Raw genomic sequence first — 20,645 nt, 5'->3', positions numbered from 1 at the left:
TGCCAGGCTCGCCGCATGAACAGAACGCTGGAAGGAAAGGTCGCCCTCGTCGCGGGGGCGACGCGGGGGACGGGCCGGGGGATCGCGGTCGAGCTGGGCGCGGCGGGCGCCACGGTCTACTGCACCGGCAGGAGCACCCGGCAGGGGTCCTCGGAGATGAAGCGGCCGGAGACGATCGAGGAGACGGCCGAGCTGGTCACCCGCGCGGGCGGGCAGGGCATCGCGGTCCAGGTGGACCATCTGGAGAGCGAGCAGGTGCGCGCCCTGGTGGAGCGGATCAGGGGCGAGCGGGGAAGGCTCGACCTGCTCGTCAACGACATCTGGGGCGGGGACCCGCTGACGGAGTGGGACGTCCCCGTCTGGCGCCACTCCCTCGACGACGGCCTGCGGATCCTCCGGCTGGCCGTCGACACCCACCTGATCACCAGCCACCACGCGCTGCCCCTGCTGATCGAGAACCCCGGCGGCCTGGTGGTCGAGGTGACCGACGGCACCCTGGAGTACAACCTCGCCAACTACCGGCTCTGTGCCTACTACGACCTGGCCAAGCTCTCGGTGAACCGGCTGGCGTTCATCCAGCACCACGAGCTGCGCCCGCACGGGTGCGGCGCGGTCTCGCTGACCCCGGGCTGGCTCCGCTCGGAGAGCATGCTGGAGGGCTTCGGCGTCACCGAGGAGAACTGGCGGGACGCCACGGTCGCGCAGCCGCACTTCGTGATCTCCGAGTCGCCCGCCTACACCGGCCGCGCGGTCGTCGCCCTGGCCACCGACGAGGACCGGCTGCGCTGGTCCGGGCAGGCCGTGTCCAGCGGTCAGCTCGCCCAGGTGTACGGCTTCACCGACCTCGACGGCAGCAGGCCCGACGCCTGGCGCTACATCGAGGAGGTGGAGAGCAAGGGCAAGCCCGCCGACGCGACCGGCTACCGCTGACCGGCGACCGGCGCCACCGGCCCTGCCGGACGGACGGGCCCACCGGGCCCACCGACCCTGCCTGCCTGGCCGGTTCCACGGCCCCACCGCTTCCCGGGCGCCGCCGGCCGTGACGACCCCGTCAGCCGTACAGGTCGCGCAGGCGGGTGGCGGCGTCGGCGAAGCGGGCGCGCAGGGCGGGCGGGCCGAGGACCTCAGCCTCCGGGCCGAAGCGGAGGATCTGGCCGAAGGCGACCTCCAGTGACTCGACGGGCAGGCGGATCGTGATCCATCCCTGCCCGTCGGGCTCGCCCGCGGACGCCAGCGCCTCGCCGAGGGCCGCGGGGTCGGCGAAGATCGGGAGCAGGCGGTGCCCGGCCGGGCTGAGCCGCACGACGACCCGTTCGGCCAGCAGGGAACCGGCGAACCGGGCGGCCCTCTCGCTCCAGAACGCGGCCAGGTCGAAGGTGTCGTCCCGCTCGAAACGCCGGTCGGAGTGGATCTCGATCTCGCCGAAGCGATCCACCCGGTAGATCGCGAACCGGGTCGCCAGGTACCAGACCCCCGCCTTGAGCACGAGCCCGTACGGCTCCATGGGCCGCCGGTCGGCCTCACGGTGCCCGGCGGCCGTCGCCGGTGCGGCCGTCCCGTCCCGGACGGGACGCCGGTAGGCGGCGGTGATCGGATGGTCGCCCCAGACCGCCCTGGCCAGCGGGGCCAGTGCCGCGGGCGGGGGCCGCTCGCTCACGAACCAGCCCGGGGCGTCCAGGTGGAAGCGCTGCGCCGCGGTCGCGGGGGCGTCCCGCAGGCCGGGGGACAGGGCGGCCGAGGCCTTCAGCCGTGCCGTGGCGGCCACCTCGCCCAGTCCCATCTCCCGCAGGGCCTCCGGAACGCCCGACAGGAACAGCGCCTCGGCCTCGGCGCGGTCGAGCCCGGTCAGACGGGTGCGGTACCCGTCCAGCAGCCGGTAGCCACCGCCGCGCCCGCGGTCGGCGTAGACCGGCACGCCCGCCTCCGACAGGGCCAGCACGTCACGGTGGACGGTCCGCTCGGAGACCTCCAGCTCCCGCGAGAGCTCCGCCGCGCTCATCCGGCCGCGCGCCTGGAGCAGCAGCACCAACGACATCAACCTGGCCGCGCGCATCCCCCGACCCTAACGCGGCGCGCCCCGCGCACGAGCGGGGGAGCGCCGGGGCCCGGCCGGGTGCCGCGGCGCGGAACGGCGCGGCCACCTTGCATGATCACCGCTGACGCGGGTACCCTGGCCCCATGCGACACCCTCTCACCCAGCAGTGGTGGCGCCGCTTCTAGGCGGCGCAGGTTTCGCATTTTCGCGAGCAGACAGACGGCCGCCCGGAGAGGCGGCCTTTTCTGCGTCCGCTCCCTCTGGGCATCAGTAGATCAAAGGGGCGATACCGCAGTGGAGACGAGCCGATATACCACCGCCGGCGGCATAGGGGTCGAGGTCACCGCGTCCGACGTGCCGGAGACGGTGCTCGAGGACGTCGTCACGACCCTCGGGGAACGCCGTGGCGGCGTGCTCTCCTCCGGGATGGAGTATCCCGGCCGCTACAGCAGATGGCATCTCGCCTACGTCGACCCGTGTCTGGAGATCGTCGCGCGGGGGCGCAGGATCTCCGCCAGGGCGCTGAACGCCCGCGGCAGGGTGGTCCTCCCGGCCATCGTCTCCTGCCTGCTGGCGGCCGGAAAGCCGGTCGAGGAGCCGACCGCCGACCACGTCGAGGTTCACGTGGCCGAGTCCGAGGAGATCCTCCCCGAGGAGATGCGCAGCCGCCGGCCCACGGTCTTCACCGCGATCCGTGAGGTCATCGCCGCCTTCCGCGGCGAGAACGAGCACCTGGGCCTGTACGGCTCCTTCGGCTACGACCTGGCCTTCCAGTTCGAGCCGATCCGGCAGGTCCTGCCGCGGGCCGCCGACCAGCGCGACCTGGTGCTGCACCTGCCCGACCGGATCATGGTGATCGACCGGAAGCGGGAGACCAGCAAGGAGTTCCGCTACGAGTTCACCGTGGACGGCGTCTCCACGCACGGGCTGGCCCGCGAGGGAGAGGTCGTGCCGCTGCCCCCGGCGCCGTCCGAGCTCCCCGCCGACCCCGTGAAGGGCTCCTACGCCGAGGTGGTCGCGGCGGCCAAGGAGAAGTTCGCCCGCGGTGACCTGTTCGAGGTCGTCCCCGGCCAGGTCTTCCACGCCCCCTGCGCCGACCCGGCCGCCTTCTACCGGGGACTGCGCAAGGTCAACCCGGCGCCGTACGAGTTCCTGTTCAACCTCGGCGAGGGCGAGCACCTGGTCGGCGCCTCCCCGGAGATGTACGTCCGGGTCAGCGGCGACCGCGTCGAGACCTGCCCCATCTCCGGCACCATCGCCCGGGGCGGCAACCCGGTCGAGGACGCCGACGCGATCCGTACCCTCCTGTCCAGCGTCAAGGAGGAGTCGGAGCTGACCATGTGCACCGACGTGGACCGCAACGACAAGTCCCGCATCTGCGTGCCCGGCTCGGTCCAGGTCATCGGCCGCCGTCAGATCGAGATGTACTCCCGCCTGATCCACACCGTCGACCACATCGAGGGCCGGCTGCGGCCGGGGTTCGACGCGCTCGACGCCTTCCTCACCCACATGTGGGCCGTCACCGTCACCGGCGCGCCCAAGACCTGGGCGATGCAGTTCATCGAGGACCACGAGGCCACCACCCGCCGCTGGTACGGAGGGGCGGTCGGCTACATCGGGTTCGACGGCTCGATGAACACCGGCCTGACCCTGCGGACCGCGCAGATCCGCGGCGGGATCGCCACCGTCAGGGCCGGGGCCACGCTGCTGTTCGACTCCGACCCCGAGGCCGAGGAGCGCGAGACCGAGCTCAAGGCCAGCGCCCTGCTCGGCGCCCTGGCGGCGGTCGGCGCGGCCCCGCAGGAGCAGGCCGCGCCCGCCCCGGCCGCCGAGCTTCCGGGCGCCGGGATGAAGGTGCTGCTCGTCGACCACGAGGACTCCTTCGTCAACACCCTCGCCGACTACTTCCGCCAGCAGGGCGCCGAGGTCGTCACCCTCCGCCACGGCTTCCCCGCCGAGATGATCGACGAGATCGACCCGTCCCTCGTGGTGCTCTCGCCCGGCCCCGGCTGGCCCTCCGACTTCGGCCTGCCCGGCCTGGTCGGCGCGCTCTACGAGCGCGACCTTCCGGTGTTCGGCGTCTGCCTCGGCCTGCAGGGCATGGTGGAGCAGGCCGGGGGCGAGCTCGAACTGCTCTCCTACCCCGAGCATGGCAAGCGCGGCAGGGTGCGCAGGCTGGGCGCCAGCGCGCTGCTCGACGGGCTCCCCGAGGAGTTCACCGCGGCCCGCTACCACTCGGTCCACGCCAAGCAGCCGGGCGTGCTCGGCTTCACCGCCACCGCCCTGACCCCGGACGGCGCGGTGATGGCGATCGAGGACGTGGAGCGGCGCCGCTTCGCCGTGCAGTTCCACCCCGAGTCGATCCTCACCGCCGAGGGGGACGCCGGAGCGAAGATCATCGCCAACGTCCTGCGGCTCTGCCGCACGCCCGGGTAAAGAACCCGTACAGCCCGTCCCTTCCCCGCCCGGCCCTCGCCCGGGGCGACCGTAGAGTTCTCCCGGACGAGAGCCGGGCGGGGCCCGGGCGGGGACGACGGGCGTACCGGCGGATCCTGCGGGATGCGGCGGCACGCCGCGGGCGGGGAGGAGCGGGCATGAGGCCGGACGGCGTGCTGCCCGTCGAGCTGCCCGACGTCGTCCGGGAGGCGCTGCTGGCGCCGCTGGTCGACCAGAGCTGCCACGGCGTACGCCGCGACGACCTCACCCGGGCCCGGTTCGAGACGCTGCTGTCCGAGACGGGCGTCCCGGCACCCCCCGGCACCACGCACTTCGACACCCCGGCAGGCGCCGCGGTCCGCCGCTGGTGCGCGCCCGTCCTGGACCTTCCCCCGCACGTGCCGCCGGCCGTCTACCTGGCCCGCCGGGCCGAGCTGGGGGCCGCCGAGGTGAACCGGCGGCTGCTGGGCGCCGCCGGGATCGCCACCTTCCTGTTCGACGACTCCGCCGCCCCCGGCGGGCCCGAGGTGCTGCCTCCGGACGAGATGGGCCGGACGGGCGGGGCGGGCACCGTCGCGGTGGCGCGGATCGAGCGGGCCGAGGAGGAGGTGGCCGCGAGCGCGGTCTCCGCGGTCGCCTACGTCTCGGCCCTCGCCCAGGACCTCGCCGCCCGCGCCGCGTGCGCCGTCGCCCTGAAGTCGGTCACCGCCCACCGCGCCGGTGCGCACACCGACGAGGCCAGGCCGAGCCGGGGGACGGTCATCGCGGCGGCGGCCCGGAGGCTGGCCCGTCCCGGGGAGCGCCTCACCGACCCGGTGCTGCTGCGCCACCTGCTGTGGACGGCCGTGGACGTGGCCAGGGAGTACGGGCGGCCGCTGCAGTTCCACGCCGGGCCCACCGGCTCGGGCACCGGATTCGTCGTGGCCGTGCAGCCGATGGGCGTGCCCGTCGTCCTGCTGCGCTGCCACCCCTTCCACCGCCGCGCCGCCCACCTGGCGAGCACCCTTCCGCACGTCTACGTCGACGTGGGAGCCGCGCCGGCCCGCGGCGCCACCGGCTCGGCCACCGTGATGGCGGAACTGCTGGAGTCGGTGCCGTTCCACCGGCAGGTGTTCGGCTCCGGCGGCCACGGCGTGGCGGAGACCTGCCACCTGGGCGCCCTGCACTACCGGCGCGGCCTGGCCGGGGCGCTGGCCGCGCGGCTGGCCGACGGCGAGTGGAGCGTCGCCGACGCCGCCCGGGTGGCCCAGATGATCGGCTCCGGCAACGCCCGCAGGCTCTACCGGCTGTGACGGCTCCCCCGGGGAGCCCGCGGATCGCGGGGACGCGCGGATCCGGGGGTCTTCCCGGGCCCGCGGGCCGGCCCGGTTACGATATGGCGCGACCGACGACGTGATGAGGGGGACCCAGGTGGCGGGCGACGAGACGGGCGACGGCACACAGGCACGTTTCCTCGACGACGTGAGCGTGGAGCTGGTCAAGCACAGCGCCTCCGACTCCGACGTGCTCTGGGCCGCGCGGGTCTCGACCGCGGGGGAGCAGTCGCTGGAGGAGATCGGCAAGGACCCGGCGCGCTCGAAGGGCCTGATCAACTTCCTGATGCGCGACCGGCACGGCAGCCCCTTCGAGCACAACTCGATGACCTTCCTCGTCTCCGCGCCGATCTTCGTCTTCCGCGAGTTCCACCGTCACAGGGCCGGCTGGTGTCTCGCGGGTGATTCCGAGATCACGTTGGTGAGCGAGAAGGGATATCTCCGTCGACGGACGATCGGGGAGCTGTACCGGCTCTGGCACCACGGTGTCGAGGACACCCTGCCCCGGACCGGGGGAGGAGTGTCATGGCACAAAAAAGCGGGAAAATGGACCGCCCAGGTCAAACATATGAACCGGTCACGCCATCTGGGGCTACACGACACCCGCGACTCCGCCGAGCGGGCGGTGGCCGCGTTCAGGGCGGAGAATCCTTCCCGACGCCTGCGGAAGCTCGACTCCGTCCACCGTAACCACGTCCGCTGTTATGACGAGGTCACGTTGAAGGCTTCACGAGCCAGGATTCTGGACGTCATGGAATCCGGGGTCCAGCGGCTGATTCGCCTGACCACCGCGAGCGGGCGCGAGCTGAGGTGCTCGGTCGACCATGCGATCCTCACCCCCGACGGATGGAGGAAAGCCGGGGAGCTGAGGGCCGGGGACGCGCTGATGATCGGGGGAACCGTCGTTCGCCCCTCCGAGGCGCTGATCCCCCCGTCCCTGCGTAGCGGGATCGGTGTGTGGACCTCTATGCAGCGGCTACGGCTGATCGGGGAGACCGATACGTGTCACCTCTGTTCCGGCACCTTCGCGAGAGAGGATCTGGCACTCGATCACGTGGTCCCTGTCGCCGCCGACCTGCTGAAGGCGCTCGACGAACGCAATCTCGCACCCGCCTGCCTGCCCTGCCACCGAGAGAAGAGCAACGCTGAGCAGGCGTTGGCCAGGCGCGGCGGCAAGATCTCCGTCGCCAAGCCGGATGTGATCACCTCGGTCGAGGACGGGGGCGAGGAGATGACCTACGACCTTTCCGTGGAGGGCCCCTGGCACAACTTCCTGGCCAATGGAATCGTCGTCCACAACTCGTATAACGAGGAAAGTGGACGTTACCGTGAGCTTCAGCCCAATTTTTATGTTCCTGGGGTGGAGCGGAAGCTCGTCCAGGAGGGCAAGCCCGGGCAGTACGTCTTCGTGGAGGGCGACGCCGGGCAGCACAAGCTCGTCACCGAGGTGATGGAGGGGTCCTACCGCGCCTCCTACGCCGCCTACCGGGAGATGCTGGAGGCCGGGATCGCCCGGGAGGTGGCCAGGGCCGTGCTGCCGGTCGGCCTGTTCTCCTCGATGTACGCCACCTGCAACGCCCGCTCGCTGATGCACTTCCTGTCGCTGCGCACCAGGAACGAGCAGTCGGCGGTCCCCTCGTTCCCGCAGCGCGAGATCGAGATGGTGGCCGAGAAGATGGAGGCCGCCTGGGCGGAGCTGATGCCCCTCACGCACGCGGCCTTCGTGGCCGCCGGCCGGGTCGCCCCCTAGGGTTCCGTACGGCGTTCGTGCGACCGGGGCCGGGCGCGGGCGGGGGCCCGGTCAGCCGGTGGTCTCCTGGCGGCGGGACAGGGCGGGCAGGACGAAGATCTCGGCGGCGGAGGGCAGCGCGCAGTCGAGGCCGCCGATGTGCAGGACGTTCTCGCCGCAGACGAACATGGTGATGTGGCGGCGGATGCCGCCGTAGTCGTCACGCAGGCGCTGTTCCAGGGACGGGTGGACGCGGCGCAGCGTGTCCAGGGCCGAGCCCAGCGTCGGCCGGCCGCCCTCCCGGTCGGCGACGGCGAAGACGCGGATCTCGGTGCTCTCGCCCGCCCAGTGCCGGAGCGCGACGGGGAGTACGAAGGTCACGAGCGTGACGGGACGGGCCATCGGCTCAGCGCGCCGGAGCGGGCGGGACGGGCGACGGGCCCGCCGGGCGGGTGCGACGGCCGCGAGGCGGCGCGTACCGGGGGAGGGGGAGGCCCCGGTCGCGCGCGGGTCGTCGCCGCGGGGATCCGGGGACGGGCGCACGCGGTGGAACGCCTCCCGCCGGGGCCCGGTGCGGGCGGCCGGCGGATCCGTGCGGATGGCGGTCGTGAGGGGGACACGGGCTGGGAGGGGGGCCCTGGCGCATGACCATCTCCTTTCGGATTGGGCCTCATGCTGCCATGCCGTGCCGCGTCTCGCCGGGCTCTGCGAAATTTGCGTGATCGATTCGCGGTGTTGATCCTGATTGTCGCCTGGGACTCACGATGCGGGGTCACCGCTCGGGAGCGCCGGCGCGGGGTCGCCGCTCAGGGGGCGCGGGGTCGCCGCTCGCCGCTCGCCGCCGATCGCGCGGGGTCCGCCCGGGGACCGGTCCGCAAGCCCGCTCAGGGTTCGTCGTGCGTGACGTCCCGGTGGATGTTCGCCGGCGGCATCCCGCCGCGCACGAGCCGCTGGACCGTCTCGCGGACCATCGCGGGCGGGCCGCAGACGTAGGCGTCGTGGTCGGCCCAGGAGTGGAAGCGCTCCATCACCTCGGCCACCTGGCCGCGCATGCCGTCGTAGCCGGGCTCGTCCGAGACCACGGGGATCACCCGCAGCCAGGGGAAGCCCTCCTCCATCCGGGTCAGGTCGGCCAGGTCGTAGAGCTCCCGGGCGGTACGGGCGCCGTGCAGCAGGTGCACGTTCCGGCGGCGGCCGGAGGCGATCACGTGCTCCACGATCGCCTTGAGCGGGGCCAGCCCGGTGCCGCCCGCCACGCACAGCAGGTCGCGGCCGGAGTCGGTGGGCACCATGGTGCCGATCGGGGGACCCAGGGTCAGGGTGTCCCCGATCCTGGTGTGCTGGACCAGCGTGGTGGAGACCCAGCCGCCGGAGATCGCTCGGACGTGCAGCCGTACGGTGTGGTCCGGCCGGGGCGCGTTCGCGATGGAGAACGTGCGCCAGACGCGGGGCCAGCGCGGGGTCTGCACCGTGACGTACTGGCCGGGCAGATAGGGCATCTCCTGGGCGAGCCGCAGGGTGATCACCGCGATGTCCGGCGTGCGGCGCTCGTGGTCGATCACCTCGGCGGGCCACCAGGCGGGTGACACCCCGGAGTCGGCCTCGGCCGCCTCGATCATGAGGTTGGCCGCGGCGGTGTACGCGGACACCCAGGCCGCCTCCACCTCGGTGTCCCAGACCTCGGCGGCGAAGCGCCTGACCGTGGCCAGCAGCGCGTTGCCGATGGCGGTGTAGTGCTCGGGGAGCACCCCGTACTTGCGGTGGTCGCGGCCGAGCTGGCCGAGGAACGAGGCCATGCCGTCCGGGCTGTCCAGGCTCCACACGATCCTGGTCAGCGCCCCGAACAGGCGGTCGCGCTGGACGTCCATCGCCGGCGGGAACATCGCCCGCAGGTGCGGGTTCTCGGCGAACAGGCGCCCGTAGAAGTACGCCGCGGCCTTGCCCGCGACGGGTTCGACGAGGGCGAAGCTTTCCTTGACGAGACGCGGATTCAATGACATTTAACGAACCCACCCTAATTGATCGGATCAGCGTCCGACCATGAAGATCCACCTCCCTGACGGTTCCGGGTGACGAGCGACCGGCGGCCCCGGCGCACCTGGTCACTCGATATTTGAGTCTTCCATCACCATGCGACTGTCACAACCGTTTCTCGTCAATATAGTGGGAAATCTAACTTTCCGTAATTGAGAAGTTATTTTGTGTCATTACCGAATCCGGCTCGCCGATAAACTTGAAAAGGAATCACGTTCAACTTTACAGACGTCTTTACAGGTCGTAAGGGAATTTGTCGTCCCCGCGTTCCCGGTGGCCGGAGGGGTGAACGCGCCCCGGGGTGACGGTCAAGGGCTCCGGGCGAGACGACACTGATACCTCGGATACATGACATGACCGAAATGCGGTGCGCCATGATAGGGGATCTGCTGGAGATGGGATCGGTACCGTCCGAAACAGGGGTACCGGCTCGCGTACGGCCCTGGGGAGAACGCATGTCCCGACCCTTGATCGGTATCACCGCCCACCTGGAGGCCGCCCGCTGGGGTGACTGGGTCAGGGAGGCCGTGCTGTCGCCGGCGTCGTACGCGCGGGCCGTGGAGAAGGCGGGCGGCGCGCCGGTGCTGCTGCCCCCGCTCGGCCCGGCCACGGCCGACGACCACGTCCGCGGCCTGTCCGGCGTGATCCTGGCCGACGGGGGCGAGCTGGACCCGGTCCTGTACGGGGCCGCCCGCGAGGAACGCGTCGAGGCCCCCCAGCCGCACCGCGACCGCTTCGAGCTGGCACTGGCCCGCGCCGCCGTACGGGACGGCCTGCCGCTGCTCGCGGTGGGCCGGGGCATGCACGTGCTGAACGTCGCCCAGGGCGGCACCCTGATCCCCTGGCTGCCAGACGTGGTCGGCCACGACCGGCACGCCGCCCCCGGCGCGCACCTCGTCCGGATCGGCGCCTCCAGCAGGCTCGGCACGGCGCTGGGCGACCGCATCGAGGTGACCGCCCCGCACCACCAGGCGATCAGGCGGCTGGGCACCGGGCTGCTCGCCGTGGCCTGGGCCGACGACCAGATCGTGGAGGGCGTCGAGCTCCAGGGTCACCGCTTCTGCGTGGGCGTGCAGTGGCCGTCCGGGCGCACCGGGGACGACCGGCTCGTCGAGGCGCTGCTGCGGGCCGCCCGTCCCTGACCGCGCGCGGATCAGGCGGGTAGGGTGCCTCCATGCCCTTGCACCCGCAGGCCGAGGCCTACCTGAACGCCTTCCGGACCGACCTCGGGGTTCCCCTGTCGACGCTCACCCCCGAGACGATCGCGCAGCTGCGGACGATGGACGCCTTCGCCGAGCAGCGCGGCCCGATCGCCCCCCTCCCGCGGGTCAGGGACGACGTGGCCGCGGGCGTCCCGGTCCGGATCTACCGGCCCGAGGAGGGGGACCGCCCCCTTCCCGCGCTCGTCTACCTGCACGGCGGAGGCTGGGTCTTCGGGAGCGTCGACCGCAACGACGCCCTGGGCCGCGACCTCGCGGCGCGCACCGGCGCGGTGGTGGTCTCGGCCGACTACCGGCTCGCCCCCGACCACCCCTTCCCGGCCGCGGCCGACGACGCCTGGAGCGTCGTGCGGGACGTGTTCGAGCGCCCGGACGCCTACGGGGCCGACCCCGCCCGCGTCGCGGTCTGCGGCGACAGCGCCGGGGGCAACCTCGCGGCCGTGGCCGCCTGGCGGGCCAGGGACGCCGGGCTCCGGCTGGTCCACCAGGTGCTCGTCTACCCGATCGCCGACGTGGCGATGGACACCCCGAGCTACCGTGACTACGCCACCGGCTTCGGCCTCGGCGCCGACGAGATGGCCTGGTTCATCGCCCAGTACGGTGGGGACCCGGCCGATCCCCGGCTCGCGCCGGTCCGGCTGCCCGACAAGGGCGGGCTGGCCCCGGCGACGGTGATCACGGCCGAGTGCGACCCGCTCCGCGACGAGGGGGAGACCTACGCCGCCCGGCTCGCCGAGGCCGGGGTGCCGGTCGAGACCAGGAGGTACGAGGGCGCCGTCCACGGCTTCTTCGGCCTGCCCGGCTTCTTCGACCAGGCCGCCGAGGCGCGCGAGTACGCCGCGGCCCGGCTGAAGGAGGCGTTCCGGTGAGGGAGTACGAGAAGCTCAGGTGCGACTGGGCGGCCCCCGGCGTGCTCAGGGTCGTGATCAGCGAGCCGCGCAGGCTCAACGCGGTGGACATGACCGGTCACCGCGAGCTGGCCGAGATCTGGCGCGAGGCCGACCGCGACGACGAGGTGCGCGCGGTGCTCGTCCGCGGCGAGGGCGAGGCGTTCTCCGCGGGCGGTGACCTGTCCATGATCGAGGAGATGACGCGCGACCACGCCGTCCGCATGCGCGTCTTCACCGAGGCCCGCGACATCGTCTACAACGTGATCAACTGCTCCAAGCCCGTCGTCTCGGCCATCCAGGGCCCTGCGGTGGGGGCCGGGCTGGCCGTCGCCCTGCTGGCGGACATCTCGGTCGCGGGCCGCACCGCGCGCATCATCGACGGCCACACCCGGCTGGGGGTCGCGGCCGGGGACCACGCCGCCATCGTCTGGCCGCTGCTGTGCGGCCTGGCCAAGGCCAAGTACCACCTGCTGCTCTGCGAGCCGGTGACCGGGGAGCAGGCCGAGGCGATGGGCCTGGTCAGCCTCTGCGTCGACGACGACCTGGTGCACGAGCGGGCCCTGGAGATCGCGGTCCGGCTGGCCGAGGGCTCCGCCGAGGCGATCCGGCTGACCAAGTACTCCCTCAACAACTGGCTCCGCCTGGCCGGTCCCTCCTTCGACGCCTCGCTGGCCATGGAGTTCCTCGGCTTCACCGGGCCGGACGTGGCCGAGGGCGTGCGCGCCCTGCGCGAGAAGCGCCCGCCGTCCTTCGGCTGAGCCGGGAGCACGCGCCCCGGGTCACGTGCCCGGGGTCGCGCGGAGCCGGGTCATGTGCGGGGCCGGGGCGTTGTGCCCGGGTCGTTGTGCGGGACCGGGTCACGCGGGACCCGGTCAGGTGCCGGAACGGGGTATGCGGGACCCGGTCAGGTGCCGGGACGGAACCGCCCGTGCAGGGCGGTCAGCCCGGGTTCGAAGACGCCCTTGACGATGACGCGGTTCATCTTCGCCACGTCGTCGGCGGCGAAGGTGGCCGACCACTCCACGAACGCCCGGCCGCTGTCGGTGACCGGCGACACCCGGTAGACCGCGCGGTAGTCGCTGACCGGCAGCGGCCCCTCCAGGATCTCGTACGTCGCCGAACGGGAGTCGTCGTCGAGGGTGAGCAGGCGCTCCCTGAAGACCCCGCCGAGCCCTTCCAGCCTGCGCACCGTGCCGGGCCGGGAGCCGTCGCCCTCCTCGACCTCGCAGCGGTCGATCCCCGGCAGCCACTCGGCCACGTTGCCGAAATCCCTCAGGTAACCCCACACCTCGTCGGCGGAGGCGTCGACCACCGTGCTGGCGTACGCGGACATGGGCCACTCCTTCGTGCTCGCCCGGATACCGACCGTGGTCATGCCCGCCCGCTCCGCCCGGCAACCGGTCAGAAGCTCCGGGGAAGCCCGAGCACCTGGGTGGCCAGGTGGTTGAGCAGCAGTTCCTCGGTCACCGGGGCGACCCTGCCGATGCGGGCGTCGGCCAGCAGCCGGGCCACCGGGTACTCCAGCGAGTAGGCCATGCCCCCGTGCGTCTGGAAGGCGTGGTCGGCCGCCTCCCACGCGGCCTGGGAGGCGGTCAGCTTGGCGATGTTGGCCTCGGTGCCGCAGGGCAGCTCGCGGTCGAACAGCCAGGCGGCCTTGTAGAGCATCAGCCTGGCCAGCTCGATCTTCGCCTTGACCTGGGCGAGCGGGAAGGCGATGGCCTGGTTGGCGCCGATCGGGCGGCCGAAGACCTCGCGCTCCTTCGCGTACCGCACGGCGACCCGCAGCGCCACCTCGGCGCCGCCGAGCGCGGACGCGGCCAGCAGGACGCGCTCGGGGTTGAGGATGTCCCACAGCACCCGCGCGCCCTGGTCGACCTCGCCCACCACGTTGCGCTCGGGCACCCGCAGCTCGTCGATGAAGACCATGTTGGACGGGGTGGTGTTGGCCCCCATCTTGGGGATCGGCCGGAAGGACAGCCGCCCGGCGGCGACAGCCTCGGGGACGTTCACCAGCAGGACGGTCAGGCCGTTGCTGCGCGGCCTGGCCTCGGCGGCCGGGACGGTCCGGGTGACCAGCAGCATCCAGGTGGCGCGCTGCACGCCGGTGATCCAGATCTTCTGGCCGGTGACGACGAACTCGGCGCCGTCGCGGCGGGCGAAGGTGGAGATGCCCAGGGCGTTGGACCCGGCGTCCGGCTCGGTGAGCGCGAAGCAGGTCTCCAGCTCGCCGGTGGCCAGGGAGGGCAGCAGCTCGTCGCGCTGCCACGCGCTGCCGTGCCTGGTCAGGGTGAGCGCGCCGAACCCGGGGGTGAGCACGTAGGTGAAGGCCGACCCTCCGGCCGAGCCGGAGGCGGAGAGGGTCTCGGTGGCCACGGCCAGCTCCAGCAGGCCCTGGCCGCCGCCGCCGTACTCCTCGGGGACGGCCAGGCCGAGCCAGCCGCCCGTGGCCAGGTCCCGCCACACCTCCTCCGGCCAGCGCTTCTCGTTCTCGCAGCGCTGCCAGTAGTCGAGGTCGTAGCGGGCGCAGATGTCGCCCACGCCGCGCTGGACCGCGAGGGCGCTCTCCGGAAGGGTGAAGTCCACGGTGATCAACTCCGTTCTCGTCGGGGCGCAATGATAGAACCAGGTTCGGTTCCCTTCCGGGGGCGCGCCTCCCGTTCCGCCCGGTCTCCCGGGTCACGCGCCCTTCCGGCCGCCCCCTTCACGGCCCGGCCGGCCGCGAGGCCGCGAGCCTTCCCGTTCCCGGGTCCCCTCACCGTCACGCGCCGTCCCCGTCACGCGCCGTCGCGGCCCCGCGGCGTCCCCGGTCCGCGCCGTCGCGGCCCCGTGATCCCGCGGGGCCGCGGTTCACCCGGTCAGGCCGGTGAGCCCGCGGCCGAGGCCGCCAGCCGGGGTCGGCGCGCGTGGTAGACGAAGGCCGGGGGCACGTTGCGCCAGACCGTCCGGCCCGGCACGACCTCCTCGAACGTCTCCGTCAGCCGCCTGCGGAAACGCCGCGCCGGGGGCAGGCGCTTGGCGAAGCTGTAGGCGAAGGTGGTGAAGGCCGTGTGCGGCGTCATGACCGCGGTGACCGCGTCCAGCAGCAGGGTCTGCGTCTCCTCGGAGAACGCGGCCCACGGCAGCCCGCTCACCACCACGTCGGCGCCGGGCAGGCCGCGCTCCCGCAGCAGCTGCGGCAGCCGTGCCGCGTCGTCGACCACGACCTCCACCCCCGGGTTCCTGGAGGCCAGGAAGTCGGCCATCCGCGGGTTGATCTCGATGGCCAGGTGGTGGCCCCGCCCTCCCAGCCGGCGCTGGATCTCCGCGGTGAACGCCCCCGTACCGGGGCCGAGCTCGACGATCACGGGATCGCCCCGATGCGGGACCGGTGAGGTCACCGTCTCGGCGAGCCGCCGCGAGCTCGGTGCGACCGCCCCGACCGTGCCCGGTGAGCGGATCCACTGCCTCAGGAAGAGCGCGGTGTCATTGGTCATGGTGTGAAGGCTAAGGGGTCGGGCGGGAGATCTGGCGCGTCATTGACGGTTGTTTCGGTCGTACCTGGAGGATCGCCCCCTTTCCGGAGGATCGGCCCCTTCCGCTTCCCACCTCCCGTTCCGCTCCCCGCCCCCGGCCCGGCGCCCGCCTCCGTCGTCGGCGGGGCCCTGCGTCCCCGTCCGTTCCGGGGACGAAGCGGGGGTGGCCGTAGGGCCGTGCGGGCCCCGCACGGGTAGGGTCGGCATCAGGCGCGGGGGAGGGAGACAGCCGGTGAATCCGGAGGCATCGGGAGCCGAAGATCGTATCTGGACGGTTCCCAACGCGTTGAGCCTGGCCAGGCTCCTGGGCGTGCCCGTCTTCCTCTGGCTGGTGCTCGGCCCGAAGGCCGACGGCTGGGCCGTCGCGCTGCTGATGCTGGCGGGCTTCTCCGACTGGCTGGACGGGAAGATCGCCCGCGCCTGGAACCAGACCAGCAGGCTCGGGCGGCTGCTCGACCCGCTGGCCGACCGGCTCTACATCCTGGCCACCCTGTTCGGCCTCGCCATGCGCGAGATCATTCCCTGGTGGCTGGCCCTGGCCATCCCGCTGCGTGACGTGATGCTGCTCGGCATCCCGCTCATCCTGCGCCGTCTCGGGTACGGCCCGGCGTTGCCCGTGCACTTCCTCGGCAAGGCCGCGACCGCCAACCTCCTCTACGCCTTTCCCCTGCTCTTCCTCGCCTACCACGACCTCTGGTACGCCACGTTCGCCGGGATCGTCGGCTGGTCCCTGGCCATCTGGGGCACCGGCCTGTACTGGTGGTCGGGCGTGCTGTATTGGGTACAGGTGCGTCAGCTGGCACGCGAGGCCAAACGCCTTAAGAGGTGATCTGTGAAGGCCGTCGTCATGGCGGGCGGGGAGGGGACACGGCTCCGGCCGATGACCGCGAACCAGCCGAAACCCCTATTGCCCGTGATCAATCGGCCGATCATGGAGCACGTGCTGCGCCTGCTGAAGCGGCACGGCTTCACCGAGACCGTGGTCACCGTGCAGTTCCTGGCCGCCCTGGTCCGCAACTACTTCGGTGACGGCGACGAGCTCGGCATGAGCCTGTACTACGCCACCGAGGACACGCCGCTGGGCACCGCGGGCAGCGTCAAGAACGCCGCCGACCGGCTCCGCGACGACCGCTTCCTGGTCATCTCCGGCGACGCGCTCACCGACATCGACCTGACCGACATGATCCGTTTCCACCGCGAGAACGGCGCGATGGTCACGATCGGGCTCAAGCGCGTCCCCAACCCGCTGGAGTTCGGCATCGTCATCGTCGACGACCAGGGCCGGGTGGAGCGCTTCCTGGAGAAGCCCACCTGGGGCCAGGTCTTCTCCGACACCGCCAACACCGGCATCTACGTGATGGAGCCCGAGGTCCTCGACGAGATCGCGGCCGGGGAGTCGGTGGACTGGTCGGGTGACGTGTTCCCCCGGCTGCTGGAGCGCGGGGCCCCGCTCTACGGCTACGTGGCCGAGGGCTACTGGGAGGACGTCGGCACCCACGAGAGCTACCTCAAGGCCCAGGCCGACGTCCTGTCGGGACGGGTCAGGGTCGACATCGACGCCTTCGAGGTCTCGCCCGGCGTCTGGGTCGCCGAGGGCGCCTCGGTGGACGCCGACGCCGTCCTGAAGGGCCCGCTCTACATCGGTGACTACGCCAAGGTCGAGGCCGGGGCCGAACTGCGCGAGTACACCGTGCTGGGCAGCAACGCGGTGGTGCGGGAGGGGGCGTTCCTGCACCGCGCGGTCGTCCACGACAACGTCTACGTCGGGCCCAGCGCCCACCTGCGCGGCTGTGTGATCGGCAAGAACACCGACCTGATGACCGCGGCCCGGGTCGAGGAGGGCGCCGTCGTCGGCGACGAGTGCATCATCGAGGCCGAGGCGTACATCTCCTCCGGGGTCAAGATCTACCCGTTCAAGACCATCGAGGCCGGGGCGGTGATCAACAACAGCGTCATCTGGGAGCCTCGCGCCCAGCGCAACCTGTTCGGCCCGCGCGGGGTCTCCGGGCTGGTCAACGTGGAGATCACCCCCGAGCTGTGTGTACGGCTGGCCAGCGCCTACGCCACCACGCTGAAGAAGGGCGCCTCGGTCATCACCTCCCGCGACTCCTCCCGCGCCGCGCGGGCGCTGAAGCGGGCGGTGATCAGCGCCCTGAACGCCAGCGCGATCAACGTGCTCGACCTGGAGGCGGCCCCGCTGCCGGTGGCCCGCTTCCACACCGCCAGGGAGAAGGCGGTGGGCGGCATCGCGCTGCGCACCACCCCGGGCGACCCGCAGAGCGTCGACATCGTCTTCATGGACGAGAACGGCGCGGACCTGTCCCCGCCGGCCCAGCGCAAGCTGGACCGGGTCTTCTCCCGCCAGGAGTTCCGCCGCGCCTTCCCCGGCGAGATCGCCGAGCTGAGCTTTCCGGCCAGGTCGGTGGAGGACTACACGCACGAGCTGCTGCGCCTGGTGGACATCAGCGGGGTCCGCGACGCCGACATGAAGGTCGTGGTCGACTGCGCGGGCGGGACGTCCTCGCTGGTGCTGCCCAGCCTTCTCGGCCGGGTCGGGGTGGACGTGCTGACCGTCAACAACCGGCTGGACGACGCCTCGCCCACCGAGACCCTCGCCGAGCGCCGCCGCGACCTGCAGCGCCTGTCGGAGCTGGTCAGCTCCTCCAGGGCGGCCTTCGGGGTGCGCTTCGACCCGGTGGGGGAGCGGGTGGCGCTGGTGGACGAGATGGGCCAGCTGATCAGCGAGGAGCGGGCCCTGCTGGTGGTGCTCGACCTGGTCGCGGCCGAGCGGCGCGGCGGCCGGGTGGCGCTGCCGGTCACCACCACCCGGGTGGCCGAGCAGGTCTGCAGGTTCCACGGGGTCCAGGCCGAGTGGACCGCCACCGCGACCGACGCGCTCACCGCAGCCGCCAGGGGCCCTGAGATGATCTTCGCCGCGGACGGGCGCGGGGGCTTCATCGTCCCGGAGTTCGGGCCCACCGTGGACGGCCTGGCGGTCTTTCTGCGCCTGCTGGGGCTGGTGGCCAGGACCCGGCTCTCGCTCAGCCAGATCGACGCCAGGATCCCCGAGGCCAGGCTGCTGCGCCGTACCGTGCCGACCCCGTGGGCGGCCAAGGGCGCGGTGATGCGCTCGGTCATCGAGGCCGCCGAGCACCACCTGATCGACACCACCGACGGGGTACGGGTGGTCGCCGAGGACGGCGGCTGGGCCCTGGTGCTGCCCGACCCCACCGAGGCGGTCACCCACCTGTGGGCCGAGGGCTTCGACGTCGACTCCGCCCAGGTCATGATCGAACGCTGGGCACGGGTGGTCGAGGAGGCCGCCGGAGGCTGACGGCCCTCCGGGGGCGTTCCCCCGGGGGCCTCCAAAGAACCGGACATCAAGAACGAAGGGTGCTTTAGTCCCGTTGTCGGGCGTTGTGGACCGAGCGAATGCGACAAACACAGCGCGGCACCATGGACCGGGGACGTACCCCGCTGTAACTTTGTCACCGACCGTACCCGCGGTTCAGCGTCAGCCTTGACCTTCGCGTCTCATCACTGTATGTTGCGGCATTCGCAGTCTGAGAAATCCCTTGAGAAGCGAAGAAGCGAGGCGCGCGCATCACTGAGCACCGTTGCCGCGTCTTCGCGGTAGGAGGCCGAGCCGATCGATGCCGAGCGTCTACTGCACGCAGTGCGGTCATGCCAATCCTGAGGATGCCCGTTTCTGTTCACGATGCGGGTCGCCGCTTACCAGGTCCGACACACCCGGGGACAGCACGTCGACGATCTCCCTCTCCGGGATCGAGGCCTACGAGGCGGAGACCGGGGAGACGCTTCTCGCCGAACGGCAGGCCGTGGAGCAGTTGCCTCCGGGCAGCGCGTTGCTGGTGGCGATGCGCGGCCCGAACGCCGGCAGCCGCTTCCTGCTCGACAGCGATCTCACCACCGTGGGCCGTCACCCCGAGAGCGACATCTTCCTCGACGACATCACGGTCTCGCGCCGCCACGTGGAGTTCTACCGGCGCGGCGGCGGGGTCTTCACCGTCCGCGACGTCGGAAGCCTGAACGGCACCTACGTGAACCGCGAGCGCATCGAGGAGGTCCCGCTCTACGGCGGGGACGAGGTGCAGATCGGCAAGTTCCGCCTGGTCTTCCTCACCCGCGGCGCCGCTGGAGGATGATGAGCTCGCAGGCCGCTCGTGCGCACATGAGCATCGGGGAGGTGCTCGCCCTCCTTCAGGGCGAGTTCCCCGATGTCAGCATCTCCAAGATTCGCTTCCTGGAGGGCGAGGGGCTGATCGAACCGGAGCGCAGTCCCTCCGGGTACCGGAAGTTCACCTACGCCGACGTCGAGCGGCTGCGCTACATCCTCAGCGAGCAGCGGGACCGCTACCTGCCGCTGCGCGTGATCAAGGACCGGCTGGAGGCCGCCGACCGCGAGGAGCGCCCCGTGGCCCGCCCGCGGGCCGTCCCGGACGAGGGGCCCGGTGAGATCCGTCTCACCCGCGACGAGCTGCTGAGCGCCGCCGAGCTCGACGAGGAGACCCTGGCCGAGCTGGAGGACTACGGGCTGCTGGCCGCCGTGGCCCGCTACTACGACGCCGAGGCGCTCGCCGTGGCCCGCAGCGTCGGGGCCCTGGCCGCCTTCGGCCTGCGCGCCCGCCACCTGAGGGCCGTCAGGGCCGCCGCGGAACGCGAGGCCGGGCTGGTGGAGCAGGCCGTGGCGCCGCTGCTGCGCCGCCGGGGGCCGGGCGCGATCGACCAGGCCGACGAGACCGCCAGGGAGATCTCCGGCCTGTTGCTGGAATTGCACGCCTCGCTCCTGCGTTCGGGCGTTCGTGGGGCCCTGGGCCGGTGAGAACCTGCCCAGGCACTCGTACCCCACGAGTGTTACGTTGAACAAACCGGTCGGAATCCAGCGAAGCGGAGCAGCCCGTGTTGCAGATGGAGGTCGTGGGCGTTCGAGTCGAGATGCCCTCCAACCAGCCGATCGTCTTGTTGAAGGAGGCGCAGGGAGAGCGTTACCTGCCCATCTGGATCGGCATGACCGAGGCCACGGCGATCGCCATGGCCCAGGCCGAGGAACCACCGCCTCGGCCGCTCACCCATGACCTGTTCCGGGACGTGCTCGACGGACTCGGCGTCCGGCTGAACACGGTCAACATCGTCGCCCTGCGCGACGGGATCTTCTTCGCCGATCTCGTCTTCTCCAACGGGGTGGAGGTGAGCGCGCGTCCCTCCGACTCGATCGCCTTGGCACTGCGCACCGGCGCACGTATCTTCGCGAGTGAGGAGGTGGTCCGGGAGGCAGGGGTGATCATTCCCGACGACCAGGAGGACGAGGTGGAGAAGTTCAGGGAGTTCCTTGACACGATCACGCCCGAGGACTTCGGCCGCGCGGGGTAGGAATTTCGGTGCATTTACGCTTCACGACGCGCCGGGTGGGGTCGTTGACTGGACTTGGCCCCAGTCCTACGGTGCAAGTGAAACC

The 20,645-nt window shown here is 71.9% G+C and carries 18 protein-coding genes; 12 read left to right on the top strand and 6 right to left on the bottom strand.

Annotated features, from left to right (window positions below; translation table 11 throughout):
* Window positions 1-15: 15 nt before the first annotated feature.
* Complete coding sequence (locus ACZ6RT_RS35200; protein ID WP_399195927.1) at window positions 16-930, top strand: SDR family oxidoreductase; 915 nt, start codon at window positions 16-18, stop codon at window positions 928-930.
* A 121-nt stretch (window positions 931-1,051) separates the two neighbouring features.
* On the opposite strand, the gene ACZ6RT_RS35195 is transcribed toward ACZ6RT_RS35200, so the two are convergent.
* The gene (locus tag ACZ6RT_RS35195) at window positions 1,052-2,053 is read right to left on the bottom strand and encodes a helix-turn-helix transcriptional regulator (protein WP_470158328.1); all 1,002 of its coding nucleotides are present in this window, start codon (window positions 2,051-2,053) and stop codon (window positions 1,052-1,054) included.
* 276 nt (window positions 2,054-2,329) lie between these two features.
* On the opposite strand from ACZ6RT_RS35195, the gene ACZ6RT_RS35190 reads away from it, so the two are divergent.
* The 3 genes from ACZ6RT_RS35190 (at window position 2,330) to thyX (ending at window position 7,534) form a co-directional block, all read left to right on the top strand.
* Window positions 2,330-4,471, top strand: a complete 2,142-nt coding sequence (locus ACZ6RT_RS35190) for an anthranilate synthase component I (protein ID WP_470158326.1) — start codon at window positions 2,330-2,332, stop codon at window positions 4,469-4,471.
* 158 nt (window positions 4,472-4,629) lie between these two features.
* Window positions 4,630-5,763: an amidohydrolase family protein gene (locus ACZ6RT_RS35185; protein ID WP_470158324.1), complete on the top strand. Its 1,134-nt coding sequence runs from the start codon at window positions 4,630-4,632 to the stop codon at window positions 5,761-5,763.
* 103 nt (window positions 5,764-5,866) lie between these two features.
* Window positions 5,867-7,534, top strand: coding sequence for an FAD-dependent thymidylate synthase (gene thyX / locus ACZ6RT_RS35180; RefSeq protein ID WP_470158322.1), 1,668 nt, complete (start codon window positions 5,867-5,869; stop codon window positions 7,532-7,534).
* 51 nt (window positions 7,535-7,585) lie between these two features.
* Here the strand turns inward: thyX and ACZ6RT_RS35175 are convergent, their stop codons facing one another.
* Together ACZ6RT_RS35175 and ACZ6RT_RS35170 are read right to left on the bottom strand one after the other, a co-directional pair.
* Window positions 7,586-7,894: a hypothetical protein gene (locus ACZ6RT_RS35175; protein WP_399195919.1), complete on the bottom strand. Its 309-nt coding sequence runs from the start codon at window positions 7,892-7,894 to the stop codon at window positions 7,586-7,588.
* Between the two features lie 503 nt (window positions 7,895-8,397).
* Window positions 8,398-9,513, bottom strand: a complete 1,116-nt coding sequence (locus ACZ6RT_RS35170; protein ID WP_399195918.1) for a globin domain-containing protein — start codon at window positions 9,511-9,513, stop codon at window positions 8,398-8,400.
* A 489-nt stretch (window positions 9,514-10,002) separates the two neighbouring features.
* Between ACZ6RT_RS35170 and ACZ6RT_RS35165 the strand changes: the two genes are divergently transcribed.
* From ACZ6RT_RS35165 to ACZ6RT_RS35155, 3 genes are read left to right on the top strand one after another with little or no spacing between them, the layout of a single operon-like run.
* Window positions 10,003-10,689 carry a gamma-glutamyl-gamma-aminobutyrate hydrolase family protein gene (locus ACZ6RT_RS35165; protein ID WP_470158320.1) on the top strand — a complete coding sequence of 229 codons (687 nt, stop codon included), beginning with the start codon at window positions 10,003-10,005 and terminating at the stop codon, window positions 10,687-10,689.
* 32 nt (window positions 10,690-10,721) lie between these two features.
* Window positions 10,722-11,636, top strand: a complete 915-nt coding sequence (locus ACZ6RT_RS35160) for an alpha/beta hydrolase (protein ID WP_470158318.1) — start codon at window positions 10,722-10,724, stop codon at window positions 11,634-11,636.
* A complete protein-coding gene (locus ACZ6RT_RS35155) occupies window positions 11,633-12,415 on the top strand; it encodes an enoyl-CoA hydratase/isomerase family protein (protein WP_470158316.1) in 783 nt (260 codons plus the stop codon). The genes ACZ6RT_RS35160 and ACZ6RT_RS35155 overlap by 4 nt, the downstream gene beginning before the upstream one ends.
* Before the next feature lie 146 nt (window positions 12,416-12,561).
* Here ACZ6RT_RS35155 and ACZ6RT_RS35150 read toward each other — a convergent pair whose 3' ends face one another.
* The 3 genes from ACZ6RT_RS35150 to ACZ6RT_RS35140 form a co-directional block, all read right to left on the bottom strand.
* Window positions 12,562-12,990: an SRPBCC family protein gene (locus ACZ6RT_RS35150; RefSeq protein ID WP_399195911.1), complete on the bottom strand. Its 429-nt coding sequence runs from the start codon at window positions 12,988-12,990 to the stop codon at window positions 12,562-12,564.
* Between the two features lie 68 nt (window positions 12,991-13,058).
* Complete coding sequence (locus ACZ6RT_RS35145) at window positions 13,059-14,240, bottom strand: acyl-CoA dehydrogenase family protein (protein WP_399195909.1); 1,182 nt, start codon at window positions 14,238-14,240, stop codon at window positions 13,059-13,061.
* Between the two features lie 272 nt (window positions 14,241-14,512).
* The gene (locus ACZ6RT_RS35140; protein ID WP_399195907.1) at window positions 14,513-15,130 is read right to left on the bottom strand and encodes a class I SAM-dependent methyltransferase; all 618 of its coding nucleotides are present in this window, start codon (window positions 15,128-15,130) and stop codon (window positions 14,513-14,515) included.
* A 271-nt stretch (window positions 15,131-15,401) separates the two neighbouring features.
* Here ACZ6RT_RS35140 and ACZ6RT_RS35135 point away from each other — a divergent pair, with 271 nt between their 5' ends.
* The 5 genes from ACZ6RT_RS35135 to ACZ6RT_RS35115 all read left to right on the top strand — a co-directional run bounded on the left by ACZ6RT_RS35135 (window position 15,402) and on the right by ACZ6RT_RS35115 (window position 20,560).
* Window positions 15,402-15,998: a CDP-alcohol phosphatidyltransferase family protein gene (locus ACZ6RT_RS35135; protein ID WP_344908563.1), complete on the top strand. Its 597-nt coding sequence runs from the start codon at window positions 15,402-15,404 to the stop codon at window positions 15,996-15,998.
* A 3-nt stretch (window positions 15,999-16,001) separates the two neighbouring features.
* Window positions 16,002-18,503: a sugar phosphate nucleotidyltransferase gene (locus ACZ6RT_RS35130; protein WP_470158313.1), complete on the top strand. Its 2,502-nt coding sequence runs from the start codon at window positions 16,002-16,004 to the stop codon at window positions 18,501-18,503.
* 319 nt (window positions 18,504-18,822) lie between these two features.
* Window positions 18,823-19,335 (top strand): FHA domain-containing protein, encoded by a 513-nt coding sequence (locus ACZ6RT_RS35125; protein ID WP_344908558.1) that lies wholly within the window; start codon window positions 18,823-18,825, stop codon window positions 19,333-19,335.
* A 26-nt stretch (window positions 19,336-19,361) separates the two neighbouring features.
* Window positions 19,362-20,012 carry a transcriptional regulator FtsR gene (ftsR, locus tag ACZ6RT_RS35120; RefSeq protein WP_344908555.1) on the top strand — a complete coding sequence of 217 codons (651 nt, stop codon included), beginning with the start codon at window positions 19,362-19,364 and terminating at the stop codon, window positions 20,010-20,012.
* Between the two features lie 77 nt (window positions 20,013-20,089).
* Window positions 20,090-20,560 (top strand): bifunctional nuclease family protein, encoded by a 471-nt coding sequence (locus tag ACZ6RT_RS35115; RefSeq protein WP_362808356.1) that lies wholly within the window; start codon window positions 20,090-20,092, stop codon window positions 20,558-20,560.
* Window positions 20,561-20,645 lie beyond the last annotated feature (85 nt).

The organism is Streptosporangium sp. NPDC050148 (assembly GCF_055586505.1).
Note: the sequence above shows the minus strand (reverse complement) of the source record. Positions and strands in the feature narration are given on the sequence as shown.

Excerpts from the sequence above, each read along its gene's own strand:
- ACZ6RT_RS35200 (WP_399195927.1), top strand. The coding sequence starts at position 16 with ATGAACAGAACGCTGGAAGGAAAGGTCGCCCTCGTCGCGGGGGCGACG.
- ACZ6RT_RS35195 (WP_470158328.1), bottom strand. The coding sequence starts at position 2,053 with ATGCGCGCGGCCAGGTTGATGTCGTTGGTGCTGCTGCTCCAGGCGCGC.
- ACZ6RT_RS35185 (WP_470158324.1), top strand. The coding sequence starts at position 4,630 with ATGAGGCCGGACGGCGTGCTGCCCGTCGAGCTGCCCGACGTCGTCCGG.
- thyX (WP_470158322.1), top strand. The coding sequence starts at position 5,867 with ATGAGGGGGACCCAGGTGGCGGGCGACGAGACGGGCGACGGCACACAG.
- ACZ6RT_RS35170 (WP_399195918.1), bottom strand. The coding sequence starts at position 9,513 with ATGTCATTGAATCCGCGTCTCGTCAAGGAAAGCTTCGCCCTCGTCGAA.
- ACZ6RT_RS35165 (WP_470158320.1), top strand. The coding sequence starts at position 10,003 with ATGTCCCGACCCTTGATCGGTATCACCGCCCACCTGGAGGCCGCCCGC.
- ACZ6RT_RS35160 (WP_470158318.1), top strand. The coding sequence starts at position 10,722 with ATGCCCTTGCACCCGCAGGCCGAGGCCTACCTGAACGCCTTCCGGACC.
- ACZ6RT_RS35150 (WP_399195911.1), bottom strand. The coding sequence starts at position 12,990 with ATGTCCGCGTACGCCAGCACGGTGGTCGACGCCTCCGCCGACGAGGTG.
- ACZ6RT_RS35140 (WP_399195907.1), bottom strand. The coding sequence starts at position 15,130 with ATGACCAATGACACCGCGCTCTTCCTGAGGCAGTGGATCCGCTCACCG.
- ACZ6RT_RS35125 (WP_344908558.1), top strand. The coding sequence starts at position 18,823 with ATGCCGAGCGTCTACTGCACGCAGTGCGGTCATGCCAATCCTGAGGAT.
- ftsR (WP_344908555.1), top strand. The coding sequence starts at position 19,362 with ATGAGCATCGGGGAGGTGCTCGCCCTCCTTCAGGGCGAGTTCCCCGAT.